This window comes from Hoskinsella mucinilytica (assembly GCF_045223415.1).
Taxonomy (GTDB): domain Bacteria; phylum Bacillota_I; class Bacilli_A; order Erysipelotrichales; family Erysipelotrichaceae; genus Hoskinsella; species Hoskinsella mucinilytica.
This window is the reverse complement of the sequence record NZ_JBEQZJ010000052.1, coordinates 1-21,629: the sequence shown is the minus strand read 5'-3', so window position 1 is coordinate 21,629 and position 21,629 is coordinate 1. Positions and strand designations below refer to the sequence as shown.

Annotated in this window: 19 protein-coding genes and 1 tRNA gene; 5 read left to right on the top strand and 15 right to left on the bottom strand. The window is 33.5% G+C overall.

The features are described 5' to 3' along the window. Positions 1-25: 25 nt before the first annotated feature. The 9 genes from UGRO018_RS15575 to UGRO018_RS15535 form a co-directional block, all read right to left on the bottom strand. Positions 26-1,075: an ABC transporter ATP-binding protein gene (locus UGRO018_RS15575; protein ID WP_416327426.1), complete on the bottom strand. Its 1,050-nt coding sequence runs from the start codon at positions 1,073-1,075 to the stop codon at positions 26-28. 335 nt (positions 1,076-1,410) lie between these two features. Further along, positions 1,411-2,664 (bottom strand): hypothetical protein, encoded by a 1,254-nt coding sequence (locus tag UGRO018_RS15570; protein ID WP_416327425.1) that lies wholly within the window; start codon positions 2,662-2,664, stop codon positions 1,411-1,413. A 108-nt stretch (positions 2,665-2,772) separates the two neighbouring features. Continuing rightward, positions 2,773-3,600, bottom strand: a complete 828-nt coding sequence (locus UGRO018_RS15565; protein WP_416327424.1) for a hypothetical protein — start codon at positions 3,598-3,600, stop codon at positions 2,773-2,775. Positions 3,601-3,677: 77 nt separating this feature from the next. After that, positions 3,678-4,271, bottom strand: coding sequence for a CpXC domain-containing protein (locus tag UGRO018_RS15560; protein WP_416327423.1), 594 nt, complete (start codon positions 4,269-4,271; stop codon positions 3,678-3,680). Between the two features lie 35 nt (positions 4,272-4,306). Then, positions 4,307-6,097, bottom strand: a complete 1,791-nt coding sequence (locus UGRO018_RS15555) for an aminopeptidase P family protein (RefSeq protein ID WP_416327422.1) — start codon at positions 6,095-6,097, stop codon at positions 4,307-4,309. A 111-nt stretch (positions 6,098-6,208) separates the two neighbouring features. Then, the gene (locus UGRO018_RS15550; RefSeq protein ID WP_416327421.1) at positions 6,209-7,030 is read right to left on the bottom strand and encodes a S24/S26 family peptidase; all 822 of its coding nucleotides are present in this window, start codon (positions 7,028-7,030) and stop codon (positions 6,209-6,211) included. Positions 7,031-7,115: 85 nt separating this feature from the next. After that, positions 7,116-7,637: a hypothetical protein gene (locus UGRO018_RS15545; RefSeq protein ID WP_416327420.1), complete on the bottom strand. Its 522-nt coding sequence runs from the start codon at positions 7,635-7,637 to the stop codon at positions 7,116-7,118. Between the two features lie 152 nt (positions 7,638-7,789). Next, positions 7,790-8,707: a LysR family transcriptional regulator gene (locus tag UGRO018_RS15540; protein ID WP_416327419.1), complete on the bottom strand. Its 918-nt coding sequence runs from the start codon at positions 8,705-8,707 to the stop codon at positions 7,790-7,792. Between the two features lie 74 nt (positions 8,708-8,781). After that, positions 8,782-9,222, bottom strand: coding sequence for a PaaI family thioesterase (locus tag UGRO018_RS15535; protein WP_416327418.1), 441 nt, complete (start codon positions 9,220-9,222; stop codon positions 8,782-8,784). Between the two features lie 145 nt (positions 9,223-9,367). On the opposite strand from UGRO018_RS15535, the gene UGRO018_RS15530 reads away from it, so the two are divergent. The 3 genes from UGRO018_RS15530 (at position 9,368) to UGRO018_RS15520 (ending at position 12,142) form a co-directional block, all read left to right on the top strand. After that, positions 9,368-10,384: a YeiH family protein gene (locus tag UGRO018_RS15530; RefSeq protein WP_416327417.1), complete on the top strand. Its 1,017-nt coding sequence runs from the start codon at positions 9,368-9,370 to the stop codon at positions 10,382-10,384. A gap of 217 nt (positions 10,385-10,601) precedes the next feature. After that, entirely contained in the window at positions 10,602-10,793 is a 192-nt protein-coding gene (locus UGRO018_RS15525) for a 2-C-methyl-D-erythritol 4-phosphate cytidylyltransferase (protein ID WP_416327416.1), read from the top strand. Next, entirely contained in the window at positions 10,790-12,142 is a 1,353-nt protein-coding gene (locus UGRO018_RS15520; RefSeq protein ID WP_416327415.1) for an IS4 family transposase, read from the top strand. Before UGRO018_RS15525 ends, UGRO018_RS15520 begins: the two co-directional genes overlap by 4 nt. Positions 12,143-12,311: 169 nt before the next feature. On the opposite strand, the gene gltX is transcribed toward UGRO018_RS15520, so the two are convergent. The 4 genes from gltX to UGRO018_RS15500 form a co-directional block, all read right to left on the bottom strand. Then, positions 12,312-13,775 (bottom strand): glutamate--tRNA ligase, encoded by a 1,464-nt coding sequence (gltX, locus tag UGRO018_RS15515; RefSeq protein ID WP_416327414.1) that lies wholly within the window; start codon positions 13,773-13,775, stop codon positions 12,312-12,314. A gap of 127 nt (positions 13,776-13,902) precedes the next feature. Further along, the gene (locus UGRO018_RS15510) at positions 13,903-15,498 is read right to left on the bottom strand and encodes an ABC-F family ATP-binding cassette domain-containing protein (RefSeq protein WP_416327413.1); all 1,596 of its coding nucleotides are present in this window, start codon (positions 15,496-15,498) and stop codon (positions 13,903-13,905) included. A 140-nt stretch (positions 15,499-15,638) separates the two neighbouring features. Next, positions 15,639-15,923, bottom strand: a complete 285-nt coding sequence (locus UGRO018_RS15505; RefSeq protein ID WP_416327412.1) for a DUF2500 domain-containing protein — start codon at positions 15,921-15,923, stop codon at positions 15,639-15,641. Next, positions 15,898-16,356 carry a helix-turn-helix domain-containing protein gene (locus tag UGRO018_RS15500; RefSeq protein WP_416327411.1) on the bottom strand — a complete coding sequence of 153 codons (459 nt, stop codon included), beginning with the start codon at positions 16,354-16,356 and terminating at the stop codon, positions 15,898-15,900. Before UGRO018_RS15500 ends, UGRO018_RS15505 begins: the two co-directional genes overlap by 26 nt. A gap of 422 nt (positions 16,357-16,778) precedes the next feature. Between UGRO018_RS15500 and UGRO018_RS15495 the strand changes: the two genes are divergently transcribed. Further along, on the top strand, positions 16,779-17,201 hold the full coding sequence (locus UGRO018_RS15495) for a PTS sugar transporter subunit IIB (protein WP_416327410.1): 423 nt from the start codon (positions 16,779-16,781) through the stop codon (positions 17,199-17,201). 76 nt (positions 17,202-17,277) lie between these two features. Here the strand turns inward: UGRO018_RS15495 and UGRO018_RS15490 are convergent. After that, a tRNA-Gln gene (locus UGRO018_RS15490) sits at positions 17,278-17,353 on the bottom strand. A gap of 217 nt (positions 17,354-17,570) precedes the next feature. Between UGRO018_RS15490 and UGRO018_RS15485 the strand changes: the two genes are divergently transcribed. After that, entirely contained in the window at positions 17,571-20,771 is a 3,201-nt protein-coding gene (locus UGRO018_RS15485) for an SNF2-related protein (protein ID WP_416327409.1), read from the top strand. On the opposite strand, the gene UGRO018_RS15480 is transcribed toward UGRO018_RS15485, so the two are convergent. Continuing rightward, on the bottom strand, positions 20,760-21,629 hold an 870-nt coding region (locus UGRO018_RS15480; RefSeq protein WP_416327408.1), incomplete at its 5' end, for a LysR family transcriptional regulator. The two genes, UGRO018_RS15485 and UGRO018_RS15480, sit on opposite strands and share 12 nt — an antisense overlap.

Genomic DNA, 21,629 nt, shown 5'->3' with positions numbered 1-21,629 from the left:
GAAAAAAAGAAGGCTTTCGCCTTCTCTAGCCAATAAATACTCTCTCCTCCGTAGTCTTATCAAAAAATAGTGCATTTTTCCAATCAAAATTTATTAGTATCTTATCATTTAATTGATACTCTTTTACACCTTTATACTTCATGATAAGCTTGATACCATTTACCAAAATATGATAATAAATCTCATCCCCGATATCTTCTATAAGAATAATCGTACCTTGTATTCCCCTTGAATCTACAAAAACAAACTGTGGTCTGAAACCAAGCAAAATCTTTTGATCTTCATATTCTAAATTAAGGCTATGTATAAGATCAAAAAAATAGAGTTTATTTCCTTTTATTATTCCTTCAATCTTATTTATTCCATATTTTCCAAGAAAATTAGCAACAAATAAATTTATAGGATTATGATACAAATCCTTCGGTTTCCCAATTTGTTGAATCCTACCATCCCTCATCACGATTAACACATCAGCTAAGGTCATTGCCTCAGTTTGATCGTGTGTCACATAAACAAAAGTTGCATCTTGCTTTTGATAAAGTTGAGCTATTTCAATACGTAATTGAGATTTCAAATTTGCATCTAAGGAACTTAGTGGCTCATCCATAAGGAACAAATCAGGTTTTCTAACAAGTGCTCTAGCAATTGCCACCCTTTGCTGTTGTCCACCACTTAATGTACTTGATTTCCGATTAAGAAGCGATGATATTGAAAGTATTTCTGTAAGTTCATGTATTGAATCGCCTATCTGCTTTTTATTAAAACCTTGAAATTCTAAACCATAAGAAATATTTTCATAAACAGTCAAATGTGGAAATAAAGCAGCATTTTGAAAAACCATTGCAATATTCCTATCACCTGAATTCATATTCGTTATTTCATTATCATTTAATAGAATATGACCATAATCTAATGGAAGCAATCCTGCAATACAATGCAATAAGGTTGTTTTCCCACAACCACTTGGTCCAGCTAATACAACAAATGATTTATCATTCAGCCTTAATGAAAAATCATCTAATGCAATAATATCACGATATTGCTTACATAAATGTTGTAATTTTAACTTCGCCAATCTATCACTTCCTACGACCAGTTTATCATTAATTGTTTGATAATGAAAGTAAAAAAGCGATTAAAAATCGATTAACCGCTTTCCTTCCCTGAAATTTACATAAAAGCATAAAATAGAGTACATCATATTTGTTCAGTTATTCGCACATTAAGTTAATTATACTTCTAGTAAAATCCACCCATTAACACCTCGAATAGAATTTAGGATACTCCCGTTAAGGAGTACACAAATATATTATTGCAAATGGATTATAAATACAAGTAATCTAGTTCTAATTACGTATTTTAAATTTTTTTATCTGTTATCGTCATAATTCAAAAAAATCATCAACTCAACTATTTATCAATATTTTTTTTAACAATTTGTTCAAACAAATATAAGTCCTTATAACTATTCGTTTCCTTAACTAATTTGTTTAATTCAAATCTAAATACCTCAATGATCCATTCATCTTCTAATAATGGTGCAATTTTCTTAATTAAAATTTTCTGTTTAAATGTATTGGGTACTTCTTCACCTTTATACATTAAAAAGTAATTGTAAATAGAACGTATTTCTCTAGAATATTTCCTCAAGCTTTCTTTATCTAATTCAGGAACATCTATATGCATATTTAAATGATTTTGGCAATCTGCTATAATCAGATACGAGCCTAATAAATCTTTGCAACCATCCTCTATACATTTATATAAGTATCCTAAAGCATCTTTATAATCATGTTGATTATAATAACCAAAAGCAATATTAGCATACGTTTCCGATTTTTGAACAATTGGTATATCATGAGTAGCAATTATATTTAAGACTTTCTTTTGATACAAATCTCTTAATGTATTATCAATCACACTTAAACTAGATAAACCTGCATTATAGACACCTAATAATCTTATTATATTGTTTTCCTTTATAAAAACTTCTTCTAGTTCTTTAATTAATTCTATGATTTTAAACCTTTCATTTTTTATATGATAATAATGTAACAAATTAATTTTGAAACAAGGTAGATTGGTGTTTTTTATATCTAACTTGTTAACATATTGTTCATACAGCTCTACATTACTAGTGCATTCAAGTTTTACTCCAGCAAAAATTAATAATTTTAGAATATCTCTCATTTCTATTGGAAATAATTTCATTGTCTCTAAATAATGTTCTGCTTTTTTTACATATATAGGACTAATATTTACATAATAATTATTTATGTCGCTCATAATATCATGTAATTCTGAATAGTATATATACATCTTGACCTGCTCCAATACCTTTAAAGCTTTATTAGTAAGTTTATTTATCCTATCTTTATCAAAATATTCAATCGCTTCATACAATTCATCAATAATATTTTGAATAGCTTCATCGATAACAGGAAACTCTCCATACTTTAAATCTAACTTAGCAAGCAATTGTTCATAAATAGCATCAGATCTACCTACCTTGCCACTTTCTATACTCTTTAAAGTGTTTGGACTACAAATATTTTCACAAAATCTAATCTGTGTCCAACTATTTTGCTTATTCTGTCTTTTCTCTTCCCTCAAGATGCCAATCATCTTGCCAATTATTTGCAATCTCTCCCTACTTACTTTCATGCTACACAACCTTTCTTTTATATACAAAAATTTCATGTGATTTCAATATTATAAAACGAAAATTGCTTTTTGAAAATCTTTTACAAACGAATTGACGAAAAATGCCTATTATTTTTGATTTTCATGATCAATCAAAAATACTGGTAAATGTTCCATTGATAAAATGATCTTAGATAAGATCTTATAAATATAAGCAGCCTCTTCAAAAGACCCTGGTAACGGATGATAATATGCAGCAGTTGTATTCATCGAACGATATGTCAAAATATCATACAAATGATGATTCGCTTTTTGTAATTCCGCTACTTTGATCATTGCCTCTTCTATATTCTCTTCTTTCAACAACAGAAAAAAATCCGTATATATCAAAAATGCATCCATTTGCTTTTCTTTTGACAATAACTCTCTACATTTTTCATATTGTTCAAAATATAAATAAGTTGCATATAAATAATGCCTTACATTAAAAACATCAGATGGATTAAGATTCCATATTTCTTGAAATTGCTTTTGTGCTTTTCCCACATTACCTGCTTCATATAAACATACAGCATATGCATACTTGATCCTTAACAATGGCTTTGCGACATCCTGTTCGTAAAAATCTTCTATATTTCTTAAAAAAAATTCCTTACCGATATTCAAAACTGCCAATTCCATCCCATATCGTAAAACTGATATTTTCTCATAGATATCTCTTGCATACATTCCATACATCAGATATGCTTCAATACAATCTTTACAAATCTGAATGGCCGTTTTCGCAATATCGCATTTTTTTTGATTACTACGATATCGATATGCCTCTTGTAACATCTTCAGCGCATCTTGATAGCTTTGAGATTCTGTTTTTCTCTCTGTATCTACTTCTTCAAGAAAAGAATCCAGACTCATTTGAAAAGTAAAACCTATCTGTGTTGTATCTGAAGTATCCATCCTATCCCTCTCTTCACAAGTGGTTTCATTATAATGCATATAATAGAAAAATACAATCTAGTATGATAAAAGGTAAACTATTGTGTTTTCATCCATGTCAACGCCCAACTCTGATCAATTTCAAAAAACTTTGATGGCATGTTCAACATCTTCAGTTTCAAAGCTTCATAACTTGTATATTCGACTCCAGCAATATCTTTTCTACCCTCTATATCTATATCGAACCATAATGTTTTACTCTTTGCATCATAATCATGATACTGAATTGAGTTTAATTGTTTGTCTGTCTTTCGATAATGCAACCATAACTTTACCTTTAAAATCTCAATGCATCGATCATCCAATCCATCTTCTAATATGCTTATTTTTTCACCTATATGTTCAACATCAGATATATAACGTTTTATAAGATGAGTATCTCCTTTATGAAGTTCATGATCTGATTCTTTTTGTTCTTTCTTTGCCTTGATCAATAAAACGAAATGATGCTGTTTATCCACATACATTAAAGGATGAATGACAGTATTATCCTTACCACATATATGACAGTGTTTGCGAAAAAAGCTTCCATCTTTCAATTGAAGATCAAAGCTTGTTTCAAATCCTTTTAATAATAATGTTTCACTTTTATGATAAGAAGTTGCTCCACAATAAGGACATCGAATTTCCACGAAGATAGATTTCATAACTGAAAAGAAGAGCTATCTTAGATAGCTCTTGTAGCCTCCTTCAGCCATATGGTTTCTTCTTCACTTAAGAATGGAGATACCTTTTCGTAAACTTGTCCATGATACCAATTTAACCATTCTTTTTCATATTGGGTCATCAGTGAAACATCTAATCCATCTAAATCAAATGGAACAAATGTGATAGTTTCAAAATACATGAACTGTCCATATTCATTCTTTTCTCCCTTATGAACAACCATCTCATTTTCATGACGAATACCAAATTTACCTTCTTCATATACGCCAGGTTCATTGGATTGTGTCATTCCTTCTTCTAAAATACAGCTATCTTTTCTTTCAGGTACAATTTTCCAACGAAAACCATTTGGTCCTTCATGCACATTTAATAGATGACCAACGCCATGTCCTGTACCACATTTATAATCCATCTGATGATCCCATAATGGCCCTCTTGCCAAGATATCTAAATTCATACCACGACATCCATACAGAAAGTTTGCTTTGCTTAGCGCAATATTGCTTCTCAATGCGGTTGTAAAATAAAAACGCTCTTCTTCTGTGATTTGTCCTAATACAAACGTTCTGGTAATATCTGTGGTTCCTTCCATATACTGTCCGCCACTATCCACTAACAGCATTCCTTCGTTTTTCAAAGCAACATCGCTTTCTTCATTTGCACTATAATGCATCATCGCTGCATGCTCTTTATATGCTGATATCGTTTGAAAGCTCAAATCGATTGCTCCTTGCGCAATACGTAATTTCTTTAGATACTCACTTGCACTTATTTCTGTAATGCTTTCTTTTCCAACATTCTTTTTCAACCAATACATAAATTTGGTCATCGCCACTGCATCTTTGATATGTGCTTTTCTATTATTTTCTAATTCAACTTCATTTTTCATTGCTTTCATCATTTGACTTGGATTCACATGATCGATCAATTTGATATTCTCATGAAGATTTTGTGTAATTGCATAATTAACTACGCTACTATCTAACAGAACTACAGCATCTTTTGGTATTGCTTTCACATCTTCATAAATATCGTGATAGTCTTTTATCTCGATATGATTTTCATTGAAATTTTGAATCAGTTCTTCTGTCAGTTTTTTCTGATCCACATAAATGGTGCCACCATCCAATGTCAATACAAGATAAGATAAAACAACCGGATAACATGCGATATCCCATCCACGCATATTCGTAATCCATGCAATATCATCTAATGATGTAACAATATGATGACTTGCTCCATGTTTTCCCATCTTTTCATGCAAGTCTTTTAATTTATCCTTTGTGCTTTTTCCACTATATGTTTCCTTTAACAAATAGCCTTGTTTTTCAGGCAACCCAGGACGATCTTTCCAAATCATCCCCACTAAATCTTCCTCATAAGAAACTCGCACTTGTTTCTCTTGCAATTTATACAAAATACCCTTAACCAGCTTCGTATTCATAACACGACCATCAAAGCCCAATCCGCCCTGTTCTGTCATGTGATCATATATATATTGTCCAATGGTTGGTACGCCTTCTTCTCCTTGTTTCATCAATGTGATCGTAGTGTCTTTCAATTGATTTGCTGCTTGAATAAAATATCTTCCATCTGTCCATAATGCAGCATCCTGAGTCGTTACGACCAAAGTTCCTTGTGAACCAGTAAATCCTGACATATAGCTTCTTGCTTTGAAGTGTTCTCCAACATATTCTGTTTCATGAAAGTCTGAAGTAGGAATCATATAAACGTCTAAATCTCTTTCTTTCATCAAAACACGTAATGCTGCTAATTTTTCTATGATTGTCATATGTAACCTCCATTATATTTTCCAGTAACTATTGTACTCCATTTCTATGATTTCGCCTAGTGATTTCCCTATTTTCAATTTGAAAAAGCCAGCTATTGAAATGATAGCTGACTAATGTTTGTATTTTATGATATGAATCTCGAAATCCTTCACATCTTCTGGCTCTGTTATCGTATAGGTAAAAGGCACTTTTTCGTTTTGTTTCAGTGGTTCTCTTCCTACCAAATACCATTTATCTTCTTTTACTATATTCTTCTCTGAATCAAAGAATGTTAACTTCGCTACAACATATTTTGCGGATTTTTTCATTCTGTTTTCTAAATATCCCGTAAGCATCAGACATCCTTCATGTTCTTCCATTGATAGTTCTGTAATTGCAAACGGTCGTTTCTTTTTGATTCTCTTTTCTTGTGCTTTTTCATCCCATCGTGTTTTGATTGTTTGATTGACCAACCAAATCACAAATAATTCTGCATACATGATAAATCCAAATTTACTTTTCAGAAACAAAAAGACTTTGCCTAAGTATGGTATATGAAATACATAAGTACCAATGATATCACTTCGGCTTGTTTCATAATTATCATAGTCCGGTGCGGTTGCTCCTTGCGTTCGATAATAAAGATTTCCATCGTTACCTATTTGTGTTTCTCTAAAATAATGTGTTAATAAAATATCTTCTCCGAATCGATTCGCTTGAAAGGTAACGATAGTATCAGGTGGTATTGGATCATCTTCATCTATCATCTTACTAAAAACAAGAGAGTATGTTGGTATCACTGGTTCCATACTATTGGTCAACACTGTATAGAATCGATATCCAATAAATCTTGAAGTATCTTCAGGATACAACTGCATAGAAACAACAAGCACAAAAAGTGCTATCAAAAATATAGCACTTAATATGGATGTTATTTTCTTTAGCAGTTTCATTGCATAAACAACTCCCCTTTGTCTTTTATTTTACTATAGATATCAGCATTTGTTTAGTAAAAAAGCCGTTTGATACGGCTTTAATTTACTTCAATTCGATTGTAGCAGATATTTCTATAGTCTTTTCAGACAATTTAGTAGAATTCTTTGGTGTAACTACAATTGTATATTTATTTGTATTTGCATCAAAAGTATCAATTGAATCATCTGTCACAACTCCACCTGTAGAAGTAAGAACCTTATCTGCTTTCTTTACTTCAACTGTATAATCAGTACCTTCTACTACATCTGCAATTGCGGCATCTCCATTTTTAAAGTTCACATTTGGCGTAATTTCTAATGAACGGTTAGTTTGTAAAGGCGTATCAACTGATGAAAGATCTACTGTTATATCGCCATTAATACTTTCACCTTCATCATTATTCAAATTATTTTTTACATCTTTCGTCAAATTACCTGATGTCGCCTGAACCACTACTGCCTTCCCTAAAGTTAAACTTTTTGTCTCTGTTGTTACTTGGGTAACATCCCATGCTGCGAAAGTCCCCACACTTGTTGCTACGATAGCCCCTGCTGTAGCTAGTGATAATAACGTACTCTTTTTCATAATCTTATCTCCTCTCGATTATCTTTTTGGTAATCTTTTTTTAAGTATTGGTAAATATTTATTTCTTTTACCTTACACCCATATTATAGTCGAGATTAATAAGTTTGTATAATGCCAATTACCCAAGTGCTGGCTATGCATTATTTGCATAGCTACATTTGTGCATAGTTCTCATTGATGATCTTTAAGAAGATTTCTGCTGCATCTGAAAACAATTCATTTTTACGTTTAAGAATGACAAAATGCTTATTGATATCACTATTCAACAACAATAAGCTCTTTACCTTAGAATGCTTTAATTCATCCACTTGCCACCTATGCCCCACCAAGAATGAATTGGTTTTCTTAAGTATGCTTAAAATGGCATGGTAGTTACTCATGACCAAAGTTTTGGGAAAGCTTGTCAATTGAATTCCATCGATATTAATGGAGTGGTTCAAATTAGAGAAAAAATCAGAAGGTAAATGAATATAAGTACAATCCAGAAGTTCAGAAAATCGAATGGCATCCTTAGAGGCTAAAGGGTTATTCTCATTCACATGAATATAAATCGGCCCTGTTCCAATGATGAATAATTCCAAATTATTAATTTCAGCCATTTTCTTCAAGACTGGTAATTGATAGTCATTCATGATCATAATACCTAATTCTGATTTAGAATTTATGACATCATTAAATACATCCTCTGCCGTTGTTTCCATCATTTGAATTTCTGTTTCGTTACTTAACAGTTTTTCGTAACATTGTAAGATCAAATCATCTTTTAGAAAGATATTATTGATAGAAACGCTCAATTTTGAATAAATTGCCTTTTCACCTAATCGCTTCAATTTTTCCAATGTACTTAATTCATTCAATATGGATTGACTATAATAATATAATAGCCTTCCGGTTGGGGTCATGGATACCCCATGATTGCTTCTAACTAGAAGCTCCTTTCCCATTTCTTCTTCTAACGCCTGTATGGAGCGACTTAATGCAGGTTGAGAAACATATAATCGCTCAGATGCCTTATTGATACTTCCGTAATCAACGATTGCGACAAAATTTTTTAACTGATTAATTTTCATAATTTTATTTCCTTTTTCCACCTTCTATTGTATTCATTTTATCATGAAAATCCCAAAAAAACAGTATCTTTCATTTATTTATATGTATTTAAAGCATAAGAACCGTTACCAGTTGCCGCAACCTCCCCGCTCTTTTTTACATAAGCAATGGATCTTGCTTGAGCCATTCTTGAACCTGCATGATCACAGATTCCCTGTATGAACAAAGTATCTCCAGCTTTGATTCCCTTTACGAAGTTCACAGACATCTGTATCGTTGGCGTAAAGGCAGCTTTACTGTAAATGAAAGAAGCACATCCCATCGTTACATCAAGGGCTGCACAAATCATACCACCGTGCATATTTCCTGCTGGATTTAGTTCCCATGTTTTTATTGGAAAAGCTAAGGTCACACTTTTATGTTCTATGTCATAATCTACAAATTCCATTTCAAGCATTGCATTAATGGTATCTTTTGCACTACATCTTATTTTAAGAAACTGTTGGATCCTTGTTTCGATTTCTTGTGTCATCATGATCACTCCTCGTTAATATTATATCATCTTATGATACTATGCGTTATTCATGACTATTAATTTTCGTTATTCTCATATAAATATTTATAATTTTTGATTCTTAAGAAGCTGGTATATAATGGAAACCGTTGTAAAGGAGAACTGTATGAATACAATAAAAGTAAATAGCTTTGGCATTTTATTATGCCTTTTGATCGCCATTCCTTCCTTTTTATTAGGTCAACAGATTCCTCTGATTGGCGGTCCTGTTTTTGCAATCTTAATCGGAATGATATGTAATCAATGGATAAAAAAGAAGGATAGATTCCATGAAGGTGTTACCTTCACATCAAAAAAGATATTACAGTATGCTGTTATCTTATTAGGTTTCGGATTAAATATACAAGATGTATTTGAAACCGGCTCTGAATCACTTCCTATTATTCTATCGACCATCACAACCTCTTTAATCGTATCCTTCCTTCTTTCCAAGCTTCTAAAAATGGATAGAAATACTTCTGTATTGGTTGGAGTAGGATCTTCTGTTTGTGGCGGATCTGCAATTGCGGCAACCTCACCTGTCATAGGGGCAAAAGATGAAGAAATAGCACAATCCATCTCTGTTATTTTTTTATTCAATATTTTAGCTGCTCTGATATTTCCTACCTTAGGTAGTGCATTAGGATTATCTAATCATGGCTTTGGCATTTTTGCAGGATCTGCCGTTAATGATACATCTTCTGTAACAGCAACTGCAAGCGCATGGGATGGCATTCATGGAAGTAATACGTTGGATCATGCAACCATTGTGAAATTAACTAGAACGTTAGCCATTATTCCGATTACACTTGTTTTGGCGATCTTACGTGTCAAAGAAGCAAAAAAACAAGAAACAACAGCACAAGGTAGTTTTGATATCAAAAAGATATTCCCATTCTTTATTCTTCTATTCTTGTTCGCTTCCTTGATTACCAGCATATGTAATTTACCTTTGGGATTGGTCTGTTTTCTAAAACAGCTTAGTAAATTCTTTATTATCATGGCTATGGCAGCAATTGGCTTTCATACCAATTTGGTACAGCTTGTGAAAAGTGGCGGAAAACCGATCTTCATGGGCTTTTGTTGCTGGATATGCATTACATTGGTATGCCTTAGCATGCAATGGATGTTGCAATTATTATAATAAAGCGAAGGTACTCATACCAATGTCATCAACTTAAGGTATCTTGACAAATGTGTAGTTTATTGCATGGGAAACGAAAAAAAGGTGAAATGAATATCCGAAATGGGTATCTATTTCGCCTTTAATTATGTTATAATTGTAGTGTGTAATGAAAGGATAATTATACATTATTAAATATATATTTTGATCAATTTGTAGTGTGTATAATGGTGTTGTTATGTATGTGAGAACTTGGAAAAAAGGCTCCAAGATTTATGCCAGTATTGTAAAATCTACTAGAAATGGCTCAAAAGTTTCTCAGGAAACTGTTGCTTATCTTGGTGAAGTCACTATAGACCAAATTCCTTATCTTAAAGCAGCTTATGCTAAGAATAAACCATTATTGGTCTATCCGGAGGATACCTTATGATGTCGTGTGAAAAAACTTACCTGTACAGAATTCATAAAACCGCCTTTCTGCTTGAAAATGAATATATTGGTGAAATACGTGGAGATAATCCAAGCGCTTTTACGAGAAAAAGAAAAATTCTTCTGCCTCATATTTTTATGCAGATGCTTGCCACAACCGGAAAATCACAGAAGAATGAAATTTCCGACTTTTATGAGCAAGTAGATGAAAATATAGAAATATCACAGACAGGTTATTTTAATGCACGGATGAAATTTAACCCTGATGCACTTCGTACAATTCTTCATGATATTAACAGAGATGTATATGCAGAAAAGAAATTATTAAAATTAAATGGTTATTATATTATGGCGATTGATGGAAGTGATTTTTTAATACCTAAATGGCGAGATAATAAAGAGATTTGGAAAACAAAACTGCATGATGTTGATAATGATCCAGTGATGGGTTCCGCTTCCAGTATTTTTGATGTCATCAATAAATGTATTTTAGATATATCTATAAATTCGTATAAATACAGTGAGAAATCAAGTGCAGAAGATCATCTGAGTTATGCACGTGCTATCTTACCCCAAGGATCAAAAATGGTTTGTATATTTGACAGAGGATACCCTTCTATAAAACTGATTGATCAGATGTCAGACAGCGGTCAAAATTTTGTCTTTCGATTAAAAACAAATGATTTCAAGAGGGAATGTGCGGAACTTCATGGTGATGAAGATGATAAATGGATTGATGTCATATATGATAGATTGCGGAGTAATGACTTTCGTGAAGATCGCGCATTTCGGATAAAACTCATGAATACCACCTATCATTTACGTTTTGTAAAATTCCAAATTGTACTCAATGATGGAAGTACAGCGACAGAGATATTGTTAACAAATCTTTCTGATACTGATTTTGATACAGAAAGTATGAAAGAACTGTATCATCTGCGCTGGGACATAGAGACCTGTTATCGATCCATGAAGTCACAGTTAAAGATGGAAGAATTCTCAGGTTATCGAGAAAAATTGATCAAACAGGATATATACGCATGTGCATTAGTATATAATGCCATATCCGATATTATATGTTCAAAAGAAAACTTAAGCAAAATACAACAGGAAAGATATAAATATGAGATGGCATTTAACAGAAATTATGCGAGCGGGAAATTAAAGCACTATCTGTTAAAGATATTTGTGTATTATGACCAGCCTAAACTAGCTAAGAAAGCATCAATAAAAATGGACAAGGAAATGATGCGTCATCTTTGTCCTATACGCCATGATAGAGACAGTATATATAGCAGGAAGAAAAAGCGTGTAAATAAACATAGAACGACTTACCGTTATTCGTATTAATGTAGTGTGAAATGAAAAAATTCTGTTTGATTCGTATTTTTTTTGCGCACTTATATTTCAAAAAAAGAGTATTCTCTCTAGGAACATTTGATTGTTCTCTATACTGAATACTCTTTTTTTTCAAGTTACCTTAAGTTGATGACATTGGTACTCATACCTTCGCTTTTATTTATTGAGTACATTCTTTTTCTAATTTTTCAATACCTATTGCGATACGTTTCAACGTTTCTTCTTTTCCTAAGATGTGTGCAATTTCAATTGCTCCTCCAGGTGTAAACTGCTTACCAGTAATAGCAGTACGTACTGGCCATAATACCTGTCCATTTTTCATTCCAAGTTTTGCCGGTAAAGATAATAATAACTCATGCAGGGTTTCCTCACTTGACCAATCTTGTAATTGAGATAATGCATCGTTTGCTTCTTTTAATGCAGTTAAGGCAATTTCATAAGTTGTTTTCATTTTCTTATGAATATACATCACATTATCATATTCAGGTAATTCGTCGATAAAGTCTACTGCTTCCGGGATGGTTGTTAAAACATCAGTACGTGGTTGTAGAATTTTTGCGATAGAGCGTAAATCAACATTGCTATGTACACCTTCTTCAATATAAGGTTTTACTAAAGTAAAGAATTCTTCTTCATTCATAGCACGTAAATACATACCATTCATCCATGTTAGTTTATCAATGTCAAAAATAGCCGGAGATTTACTAATACGCTTAATATCAAATACTTTGATCAATTCATCTAAGGTATAAATTTCCTGTTCTGTTTCAGGTGACCAACCAAGAAGTGCGATATAGTTTAAAATCGCCTGTGGTAAATAACCTTTTTTCACTAGATCTTGAAAACTAGCATCTCCGTTACGTTTACTTAACTTATGTTGTTCATCTTTCATTACAGGTGGAACATGTACATAGGTAGGGATATCCCATCCATAAGATTGATAAATTAAATTGTATTTTGGTGTAGAAGATAAATATTCGTTTCCTCTTACGACATGTGTAATATTCATCTGATGATCGTCAATGATATTGGCAAAATTATAAGTAGGATATCCATCAGATTTCAATAATACTGATTCATCAAGAATACTATTGTCAACTTCGATTCTTCCATAAACCTCATCATCAAAATAAGTTTCTCCTCCATGCTTAATGGTTTGTCTTACAACATATTTTTCACCTTTGGCAATACGTTCTCTTGCTTCTTCCATACTAATGTGTTTACAAGGATCATCATATTTAAAAGAAATACCAAGGCTTTCTGCCTCTTTTCTTTGTTTCTCGATCTCTTCTTCACCACAGAAGCAATAATGTGCTCCACCTAAATCAACCAATTCATCTGCATATTTCTTATACATTGGTAATCGTTCAGATTGTACATATGGTCCATAGTCACCACCGATATCCGGTCCCTCATCATGATTTAGACCAACCTCTTTCATAGTATCGTAAATAATATCTACAGCACCTTCTACCAAACGCTCTTGATCGGTATCCTCAATACGCAGAATAAAGTCTCCTCCATCATGCTTTGCTATCAGATATTCAAACAGCGCTGTTCTTAAGTTTCCTATATGCATATAGCCTGTTGGACTAGGTGCAAATCTTGTTCTTACCTTTTTCATATTGTCATCCTTTCATTCCGCATATCTATGATACCTTAATCAAGGTAGTTTCGCAAGATTGAAAGCTGTTTTTTCGTTGATTTATAAGGAAAAGAGACGACTTCAATCTTCATCGTCTCCGTTTTCATTATTCTTCTATTCCAAGCTCTCTTTCCAAATATTCATCATAGCTCATACGTCGATCGATAATGCCATCCTCTGTAATCTCTATGATACGATTGGCAATGGTCTGAATGAACTGATGATCGTGGGAGGTAAAAATCATTTCTCCCTTAAAGCTTACTAAGCCATTGTTCAATGCTTGGATACTTTCCAGATCCAAATGATTGGTTGGATCATCTAAAAGCAATAGGTTTGGTGCTTCTAACATGCTTTTAGAAAGCATACAGCGAGCACGCTCACCACCGGATAACACATTGACCGGTTTCAATGCTTCTTCTCCGCTAAACAACATCCTTCCTAAGAATCCACGAATATAAGACATATCTTCTATATTCGTATATCGGCTTAACCACTCACATATATTTTGTTCTCCTTCAAAATAGGAAGTATTATCATCCGGGATATAAGAAGGTGTAATCGTTTGACCGATTTCCATACTACCCTCATCCATGGTGATTTCTTTTGCGATGATCTTCAATAACAGCGAAGTTTGTAATGGATTACCAATCAAAGCAACCTTATCTCCCTTCATCATAGAGAATGAAATATTGTGTAATAATTGTTTTCCTTCTATATTTTTTCCAATACCCTCTAAAAACAAGATTGATTTTCCTGATTCTCTTTCCGGTTTGAAATCAATGAATGGATATTTTCTTGTAGATGGTTGTAAATCATCTAATACAATCTTATCCAATGTTTTCTTACGAGAAGTTGCTTGCTTACTTTTTGCTGCATTTGCTGAAAATCTTGCAATAAAAGCTTCTAATTCTTTAATCTTATCTTCTTTCTTTTTATTGGCATCTTTCATTTGTTTAGAAAGCAACTGACTGGATTCATACCAGAAATCATAATTACCTGTGAAGATTTTTATTTTTCCATAATCTACATCCGCAATATGCGTACAAACCTTATTCAAAAAGTGTCGATCATGAGATACAACAATGACTGTACTTTCATAATTGATCAAAAAGTTTTCAAGCCATGCCACAGCTTTTAGATCTAATCCATTGGTTGGCTCATCTAGTAATAAGGTACTAGGTTTTCCAAACAATGCCTGTGCCAATAGCACTTTGACCTTTTGTGCAGGCGTAATATCTTTCATTAAAGAAGTGTGTAGCTCTACAGGTATATCAAGTCCGGATAATAACATTGCGGCATCACTTTCTGCATTCCATCCGTCCATATCAGCGAAAGCTTCCTCTAATTCTCCGGCAAGTTGACCATCCGCTTCTGTAAATTCTCCTTCTTTTGTATAAAGTGCCTCTTTATCTTTCATAATTTGATATAGCTTTTCATTTCCCATCAATACGGTTTCTAACACAGGATATTCATCAAACTGGAAATGATCCTGCTTTAGTGTATATAAGGTATCATGTGGTCCCATATAAACATCGCCGGTATCCGGTGCCAATTCTCCTGCAAGTACTTTCAAAAAAGTAGACTTCCCGGCACCATTGGCACCGATCAATCCATAGCAATTGCCATCTGTAAATTTTAAATTCACATCTTTATATAAAGTTCTAGCGCCAAAACGAACGCTAAGGTTATTTGTTCCTATCATAGTTTTCATTTACCTCCAAAGTCACATGGTTGCATTATAACATTTCATTATAAGAAAAACAAACAGGAAAACAGATTTGCTTGTTTTTCTATATATAGACTTCTCTTATTTTGTGGATCAAAAAAAGAGCAATGCTCTTTTTATAAGTCTTTTACTTCAAAGATTTTATCGCCAAAACTGATGAGTTCATTATAATGCTTATAGATTCCTGCCTTTAAACAACCCTTATCACCGATTTCCAAAACCTCAAATTCAAATTCACTCACATTAAATTCCATCTTTCCTTCTGGAGTTTCCATGATGATCTGATAAACAGGATCAGGTACCGGTATTCCTCGATTTCCTGCGATGTCCACAAACGGCAATACTTTCTTTTCCACTACTTCTGCTTCAAACGTTTTACATTCCAACATTCTTTTTTTCATATGGCTTCTCCTCTTTATCTTGAAATACATCATCAAATTCTAAATAGTATCGTAATCGTCTCTTTAGTCCTTCCATTTCTTCCATAGATTTCAAAATACAGAAAATTCGATCCGGACGTTCTCTACTTTCCACGATGGATACCATCTCACCTTTTTTTATTTCTTCTTCTGCTTTTTTAAACAACTCGCTTACTTTACTTCGCATGGTATCTTCATAAAAATCAAAATAATATATGGTCATAGGATGACTGCGTGGTGCTCCAAAAACTCGATACATTGCATCATAAGTTGTAAGCCAAACATTACCACTTTTCTTGATTTCATAAGGTTCAAATCGATGCCGTTCCACTGCTTTTCTAATGGATTTTCCATCCGCAAGGCCCCATTTTTCCGCAGCCTCACTAAATGTCAGCACTTCATCAAGATTCGTCATTTACAGTCCCTCCATTCACGTTTATTATACGATACTTTTCTTCTAAAGTATATCCTTGTTTACTCAGCTAATCATTAGCTTGTATGTCATGATTAGCAGAAAAGTCATCTAGCGTATTACTCGCATAATTTCAAAGCATGATTGAAAAATAATCGGGAAATAAAATGATCCATTGATGATCTACCTCTTGCATTCCAATTATAATATGTTAATCGTCCTAACTCTAGACAAGTTAAAGAGGGTGATTACTTTTCTATTACCTTATTGTTTCCATTATCACGATAATGATCAACAGGATTACATATAATTTTTATTCTCACGAAAGCGTTTTCTATTTATTATAACTTTTTCTTTTCAATCACTAAGTTTTATGATACGATACTAGTATAATGTCGCTAAAAAGCGACCTAAGGAGGAGCTTCATGTTACGTTTGGTTGTATGTTGCGGTGGAGGAATGTCATCTAGTATATTATCTGCACAATTTCAAAGCACAATTGAAAAAAGAAATTGGGAAACAAAAGTATCTATTGATTACTTGCCACTTGTATTTTTACCAAAGCATCAAGAAAAATATGACCTTGCTTTGGTATGTCCCCATTCAATTCATACCGCAAAAAATTTGATCAAGGAAGATAAGGTACGTATCCCAATCTATATCATACCAGCAAGATTATATGGCATCATGCGTTTAGAACCTTTAGTAGAAGACGCCATTGATATCTTAAATATATATAAGGAAACAGGAATGAATCCTTTGCATTTTCCTCATGAGGAATTTCTAGAAAGAAAAAGAGATACTTCTTATCGGCGTTGGATCAAACATCATCCTTATACAGAAGCGTGATATCACCTTTTTGATGCGATGATTTCAAAAGCATAAAAAAGAAAAAAAATCGCCTAAGCGACTTTAATTTTTTCATTGGCTGGGGTACTTGGATTCGAACCAAGGAAATGCCAGATTCAGAGTCTGGTGCCTTACCGCTTGGCTATACCCCAATTTCGGCAACACGTATATTTTACTTATTTCACTAGTATTTGTCAATCATTATTTTCTTTTTTTTGATTTTTCGATGGTCATCTCGATTCTTGAATTTATCATAGATTTGAATAGCATACTTATATTATAAAAAATTTAGAATTTACTGATAAAACCGCTTAAAGTTAAAGCTGAAATTTGATACAATACCTATAGCAGAAAGCAGGTGATCGTAAAGTGTATATACTAGAAAGCGAAATTCCACGTATTTTCAATGAACGAAATTGGGCTGTCGCAAGAAATTATCATCAAAAAGGTGTCGTAGAAAACATGGAAATTCATCACGATCACGCAAATCACTGTTATGAAATCTTTGCAGTTGTTGAAGCCTTTTCTTATCGTAACCATGTGAATGTCACACTGATGGAAACTGGCATCATTCATCAGTATTCTTGTGAATGTCGTTATTGTGATGAAGAATACGCTTGTGGTCATGTAGGCGCTGTTCTTTTATTTTTAAATGACATCACACCATCCAGTTTTCCCTATTATTATGAAAAACGAATTGAGCGTGAAAAAGAGCTTCAAGATTGGCTGATACAACGTCAGATAGAACAATCGAAAACCTTTTTAAATACCTATAAGCGAATGAGTGAAGGTGAATTTCAAGCAAATTTACTCTCTAATAAAGTGAAAATGTTCGCAACTCTTGATGATCGTAATCACGCATTAACCATCAGCTATAAACTAGGAAACGAAAAATATTATGTATTAAAGAATATTCTTACTTTTTTAGATGCCGTAGAAAAACGAGCTAAGGTATATTATGGTAAAAATCTGAATTTCACTCATCATCCTGATGCCTTTGATGAAACAGCGAAACTAACCATTCAATTTTTACAGCGTTATCGCAATGAGCATATCAGTGAATTGGAATATGGATATATGGATAAGCGTAATTTAGTATTGGATCATCGCAGTTTGGATGATTTTTATGACTTTTATAGCGAAGAAGGAAATGGAACGATCAATTGTAGCTTTGCGATAGATGAATTAGATACCATACCTCTACATATCAAAAAAGATGAGTTAGGGTTTTTATTAACCACTCCTTTGAATTTTGATCGCATCTATAAGGGTCATTCTTATTGGTATCTGTATGAAGATGATTGCTTCCACCGATTTCAAAAAGAAATCTTTGATACTTGTACCTATCTTTTAGAACAACTGAAACAACAACGTCAAATTCTTATTGAAAAAGATGATATGCGAGAATTTTGTACGTATGTCTATCCTCAAATCGAAGATCATGTCACATTAGAGGGAGATAGTATCGAGGAATATCAGCTGGAAGAACCAAAGCTAAGTTGTTTTGTGGATATGGAAGAAAACGGTGATCTTTCTATACGAATCTATGCAAGACGAGATGCATTGAATTGTTCTATCTTTGATGCCAAGAGTATGTCAAGTATCTTGATCGATCGTTGTAAAATGCTCGTTGAATCTTATGCTGATGTGATAGATCAGGATGCCGGCGTAGCTTATATCCATGCAGATTCTCATTTGCTTATGGGCTTTCTTCAAGATGGTCTATCTTACTTGGATGGATTTTGTGATGTCTTTGTCAGTGATACCATACAACAGATGAATGCTCCAAAATCAGTCAAATTTCAAATTGGTATTCGGATGGAAAATAATCTGCTTGCGGTTGATGTCAATTCCGTTCACATCCCACAAGATGAAATCTATGCTGTGTTAAAAAGTTATCGAAGAAAGAAAAAATATCATCGTCTCAAAAATGGTGATTTAATTTATCTGGAACAAGAGAACATTAAGGAAATCAATGATATGATGGAAGACTTGAACTTGACTGCGCAAGATTTTTCCAATGGAAGTATTTCCCTTCCTATTTTCCATAGCTTTGAGCTTGATGAATTGACGAACAATACCAAACATGCGCAAATCATTCGCAATGCTACCTTTGAGGAAACATTAAAACATATGCGTCATATCCAACAGGATAGCTTTGCATTACCTGAGGGTTATGAACAAATATTAAGAGATTATCAGGTCTTTGGCTTTCAATGGTTAAAAACAATGAGTGCTTATGGCTTTGGTGGTATCCTTGCTGACGACATGGGACTTGGCAAGACCTTACAGATGATTTGCTTATTGGAGGATGAAAAAAATCAACATCCGGATTCCATATCGCTTATCATTACTCCTGCTTCTTTAATTTTCAATTGGCAAGAGGAAATTCAAAAATTCAGTAAAAAATTACATTGTCTTTGTGTTCATGGTAGTGCTAGCAAACGTCAAGGACAGATCTTAAAGATTCAAAATTATGATGTGATCGTCACAAGCTATGATTATATTCGAAGAGACCATGAATGTTATAAAAACCATACCTTTGCATATCTTGTGTTGGATGAAGCACAATATATCAAAAATCATACCACAAAAAATGCAAGTGCTGTTAAAACGTTAACGGCACAACATCGCTTTGCATTGACCGGTACTCCGATTGAAAACTCATTGGCAGAGCTTTGGAGCATCTTCGACTTTTTGATGCCCGGTTATTTATATAACTATCATTATTTCCGCAAGCATTATGAACGTGAGATCGTCAAATACCATAATGAGGAACGCAGCGTTAAGCTAAAACAACTTGTTGAACCTTTTATCCTTCGCCGTATAAAGAAAGATGTTTTAAAGGAATTACCTGATAAAATAGAGAAGGTTCAATATTTAGAGTTCAGTGAAGAAGAGGAAAAGCTGTATGTGGCTAATTTGGTACAGATCAATAAAGATCTTCAGAAAAAACTGAATATGGAAGGCTTTGATCGTTTTCAGATTTTGGCTATGATGACCAAATTACGTCAAATTTGTTGTGATGCAAGACTATTGTATGAAAATATAGATACTTGTTCCAGTAAGTTGGAAGGCTGTATGGATCTTATACTTTCCGCTAAAGCCAATGATAAAAAAGTATTGTTGTTCTCCAGCTTTACTTCCTTATTGGATCTGATGGAAGATGAGTTGGTGAAACAAGACATCACTTATTTAAAACTGACAGGAGAAACAAGCAAAGAAGCACGAAGAGAAGCTGTCAATCGTTTTCAAAATAAGGAAGCGGATGTATTCTTGATTTCTTTAAAAGCAGGAGGAACAGGGTTGAATTTAACGGCTGCTGAGGTTGTGATCCACTTTGATCCATGGTGGAATATGTCAGCTCAAAATCAAGCAACGGATCGTGCTTATCGTATTGGACAAACACAAAATGTTCAGGTCTATAAATTGATCATGAAAAACAGTATCGAAGAGAAAATCTTAAAGCTTCAAGAAAAGAAAATGGATTTAAGTAATACCTTTACACAAGGTAGTGAGGGTAGCATTACTTCTATGAGTGAAGAAGATATTTTAAGTTTATTTCAATAAGATGATTTGTATCAAAGCTTTCATTTCTTCACTTTGATATTTATCCTTTCCATACATCAATCGATTGGTATTATGTAGTAAGACACCTTCGATATCCAGCCTATGAATGGCTGGATTTTCTTTTACCAGCAGATCTGGTAAAATACTCATGCCCAGCCCTGTTTTCACACCGGAAATAATGGCTTGCGAATTCACACTGGTATACACAGGTTGTATTGACATGTTAGCCAAATGTAGCGCTGCATCAAAGACTTCCCGAATGGCACTTCCCTTTTCACGTAAATATAGCGGTTCCTCACAAAGTTCTTGTAACGTTATCCTTTGCCTATCGGCATAAGGATGTTTCATGCCGCAAATTGCATGTAGATCATATTCGGAAAATGGAATTTGTATCATACGTTCATCTTGGATGATGCCCTCAACCAACGCAATGTCTAATTCATTTCTAGTGAGTTTTTGATAGACCTCTTCACTTCGATCCACTTCGACAATGACACGTATGCCTTGTTGATTGGCGGCTTGAAGGATCTCAGGTAACCAAAAATTCGCAATCGTGATGCTAGATCCCAATCTTATGGGTGGAGATAATGGACCATTTTTTAATTCTTCATATCCATCCAAAACTTGGCGTGTTTTATCTAAAAATTGCTTACCATATGCATTCAAATATACTTTCTTACCGATACGGTCAAATAAAGCAACTCCGATTTCTTCTTCTAAATCATGGATCATATGAGAAATCGCAGGTTGTGTCATATATAATTTCTGTGCGGCTTTTGTCATAGTTCCTTCTTCTGCTACCTGTACAAATACGTTTAGTTGTCGAAAATTCATCACCATCACCTCTATATTATAATT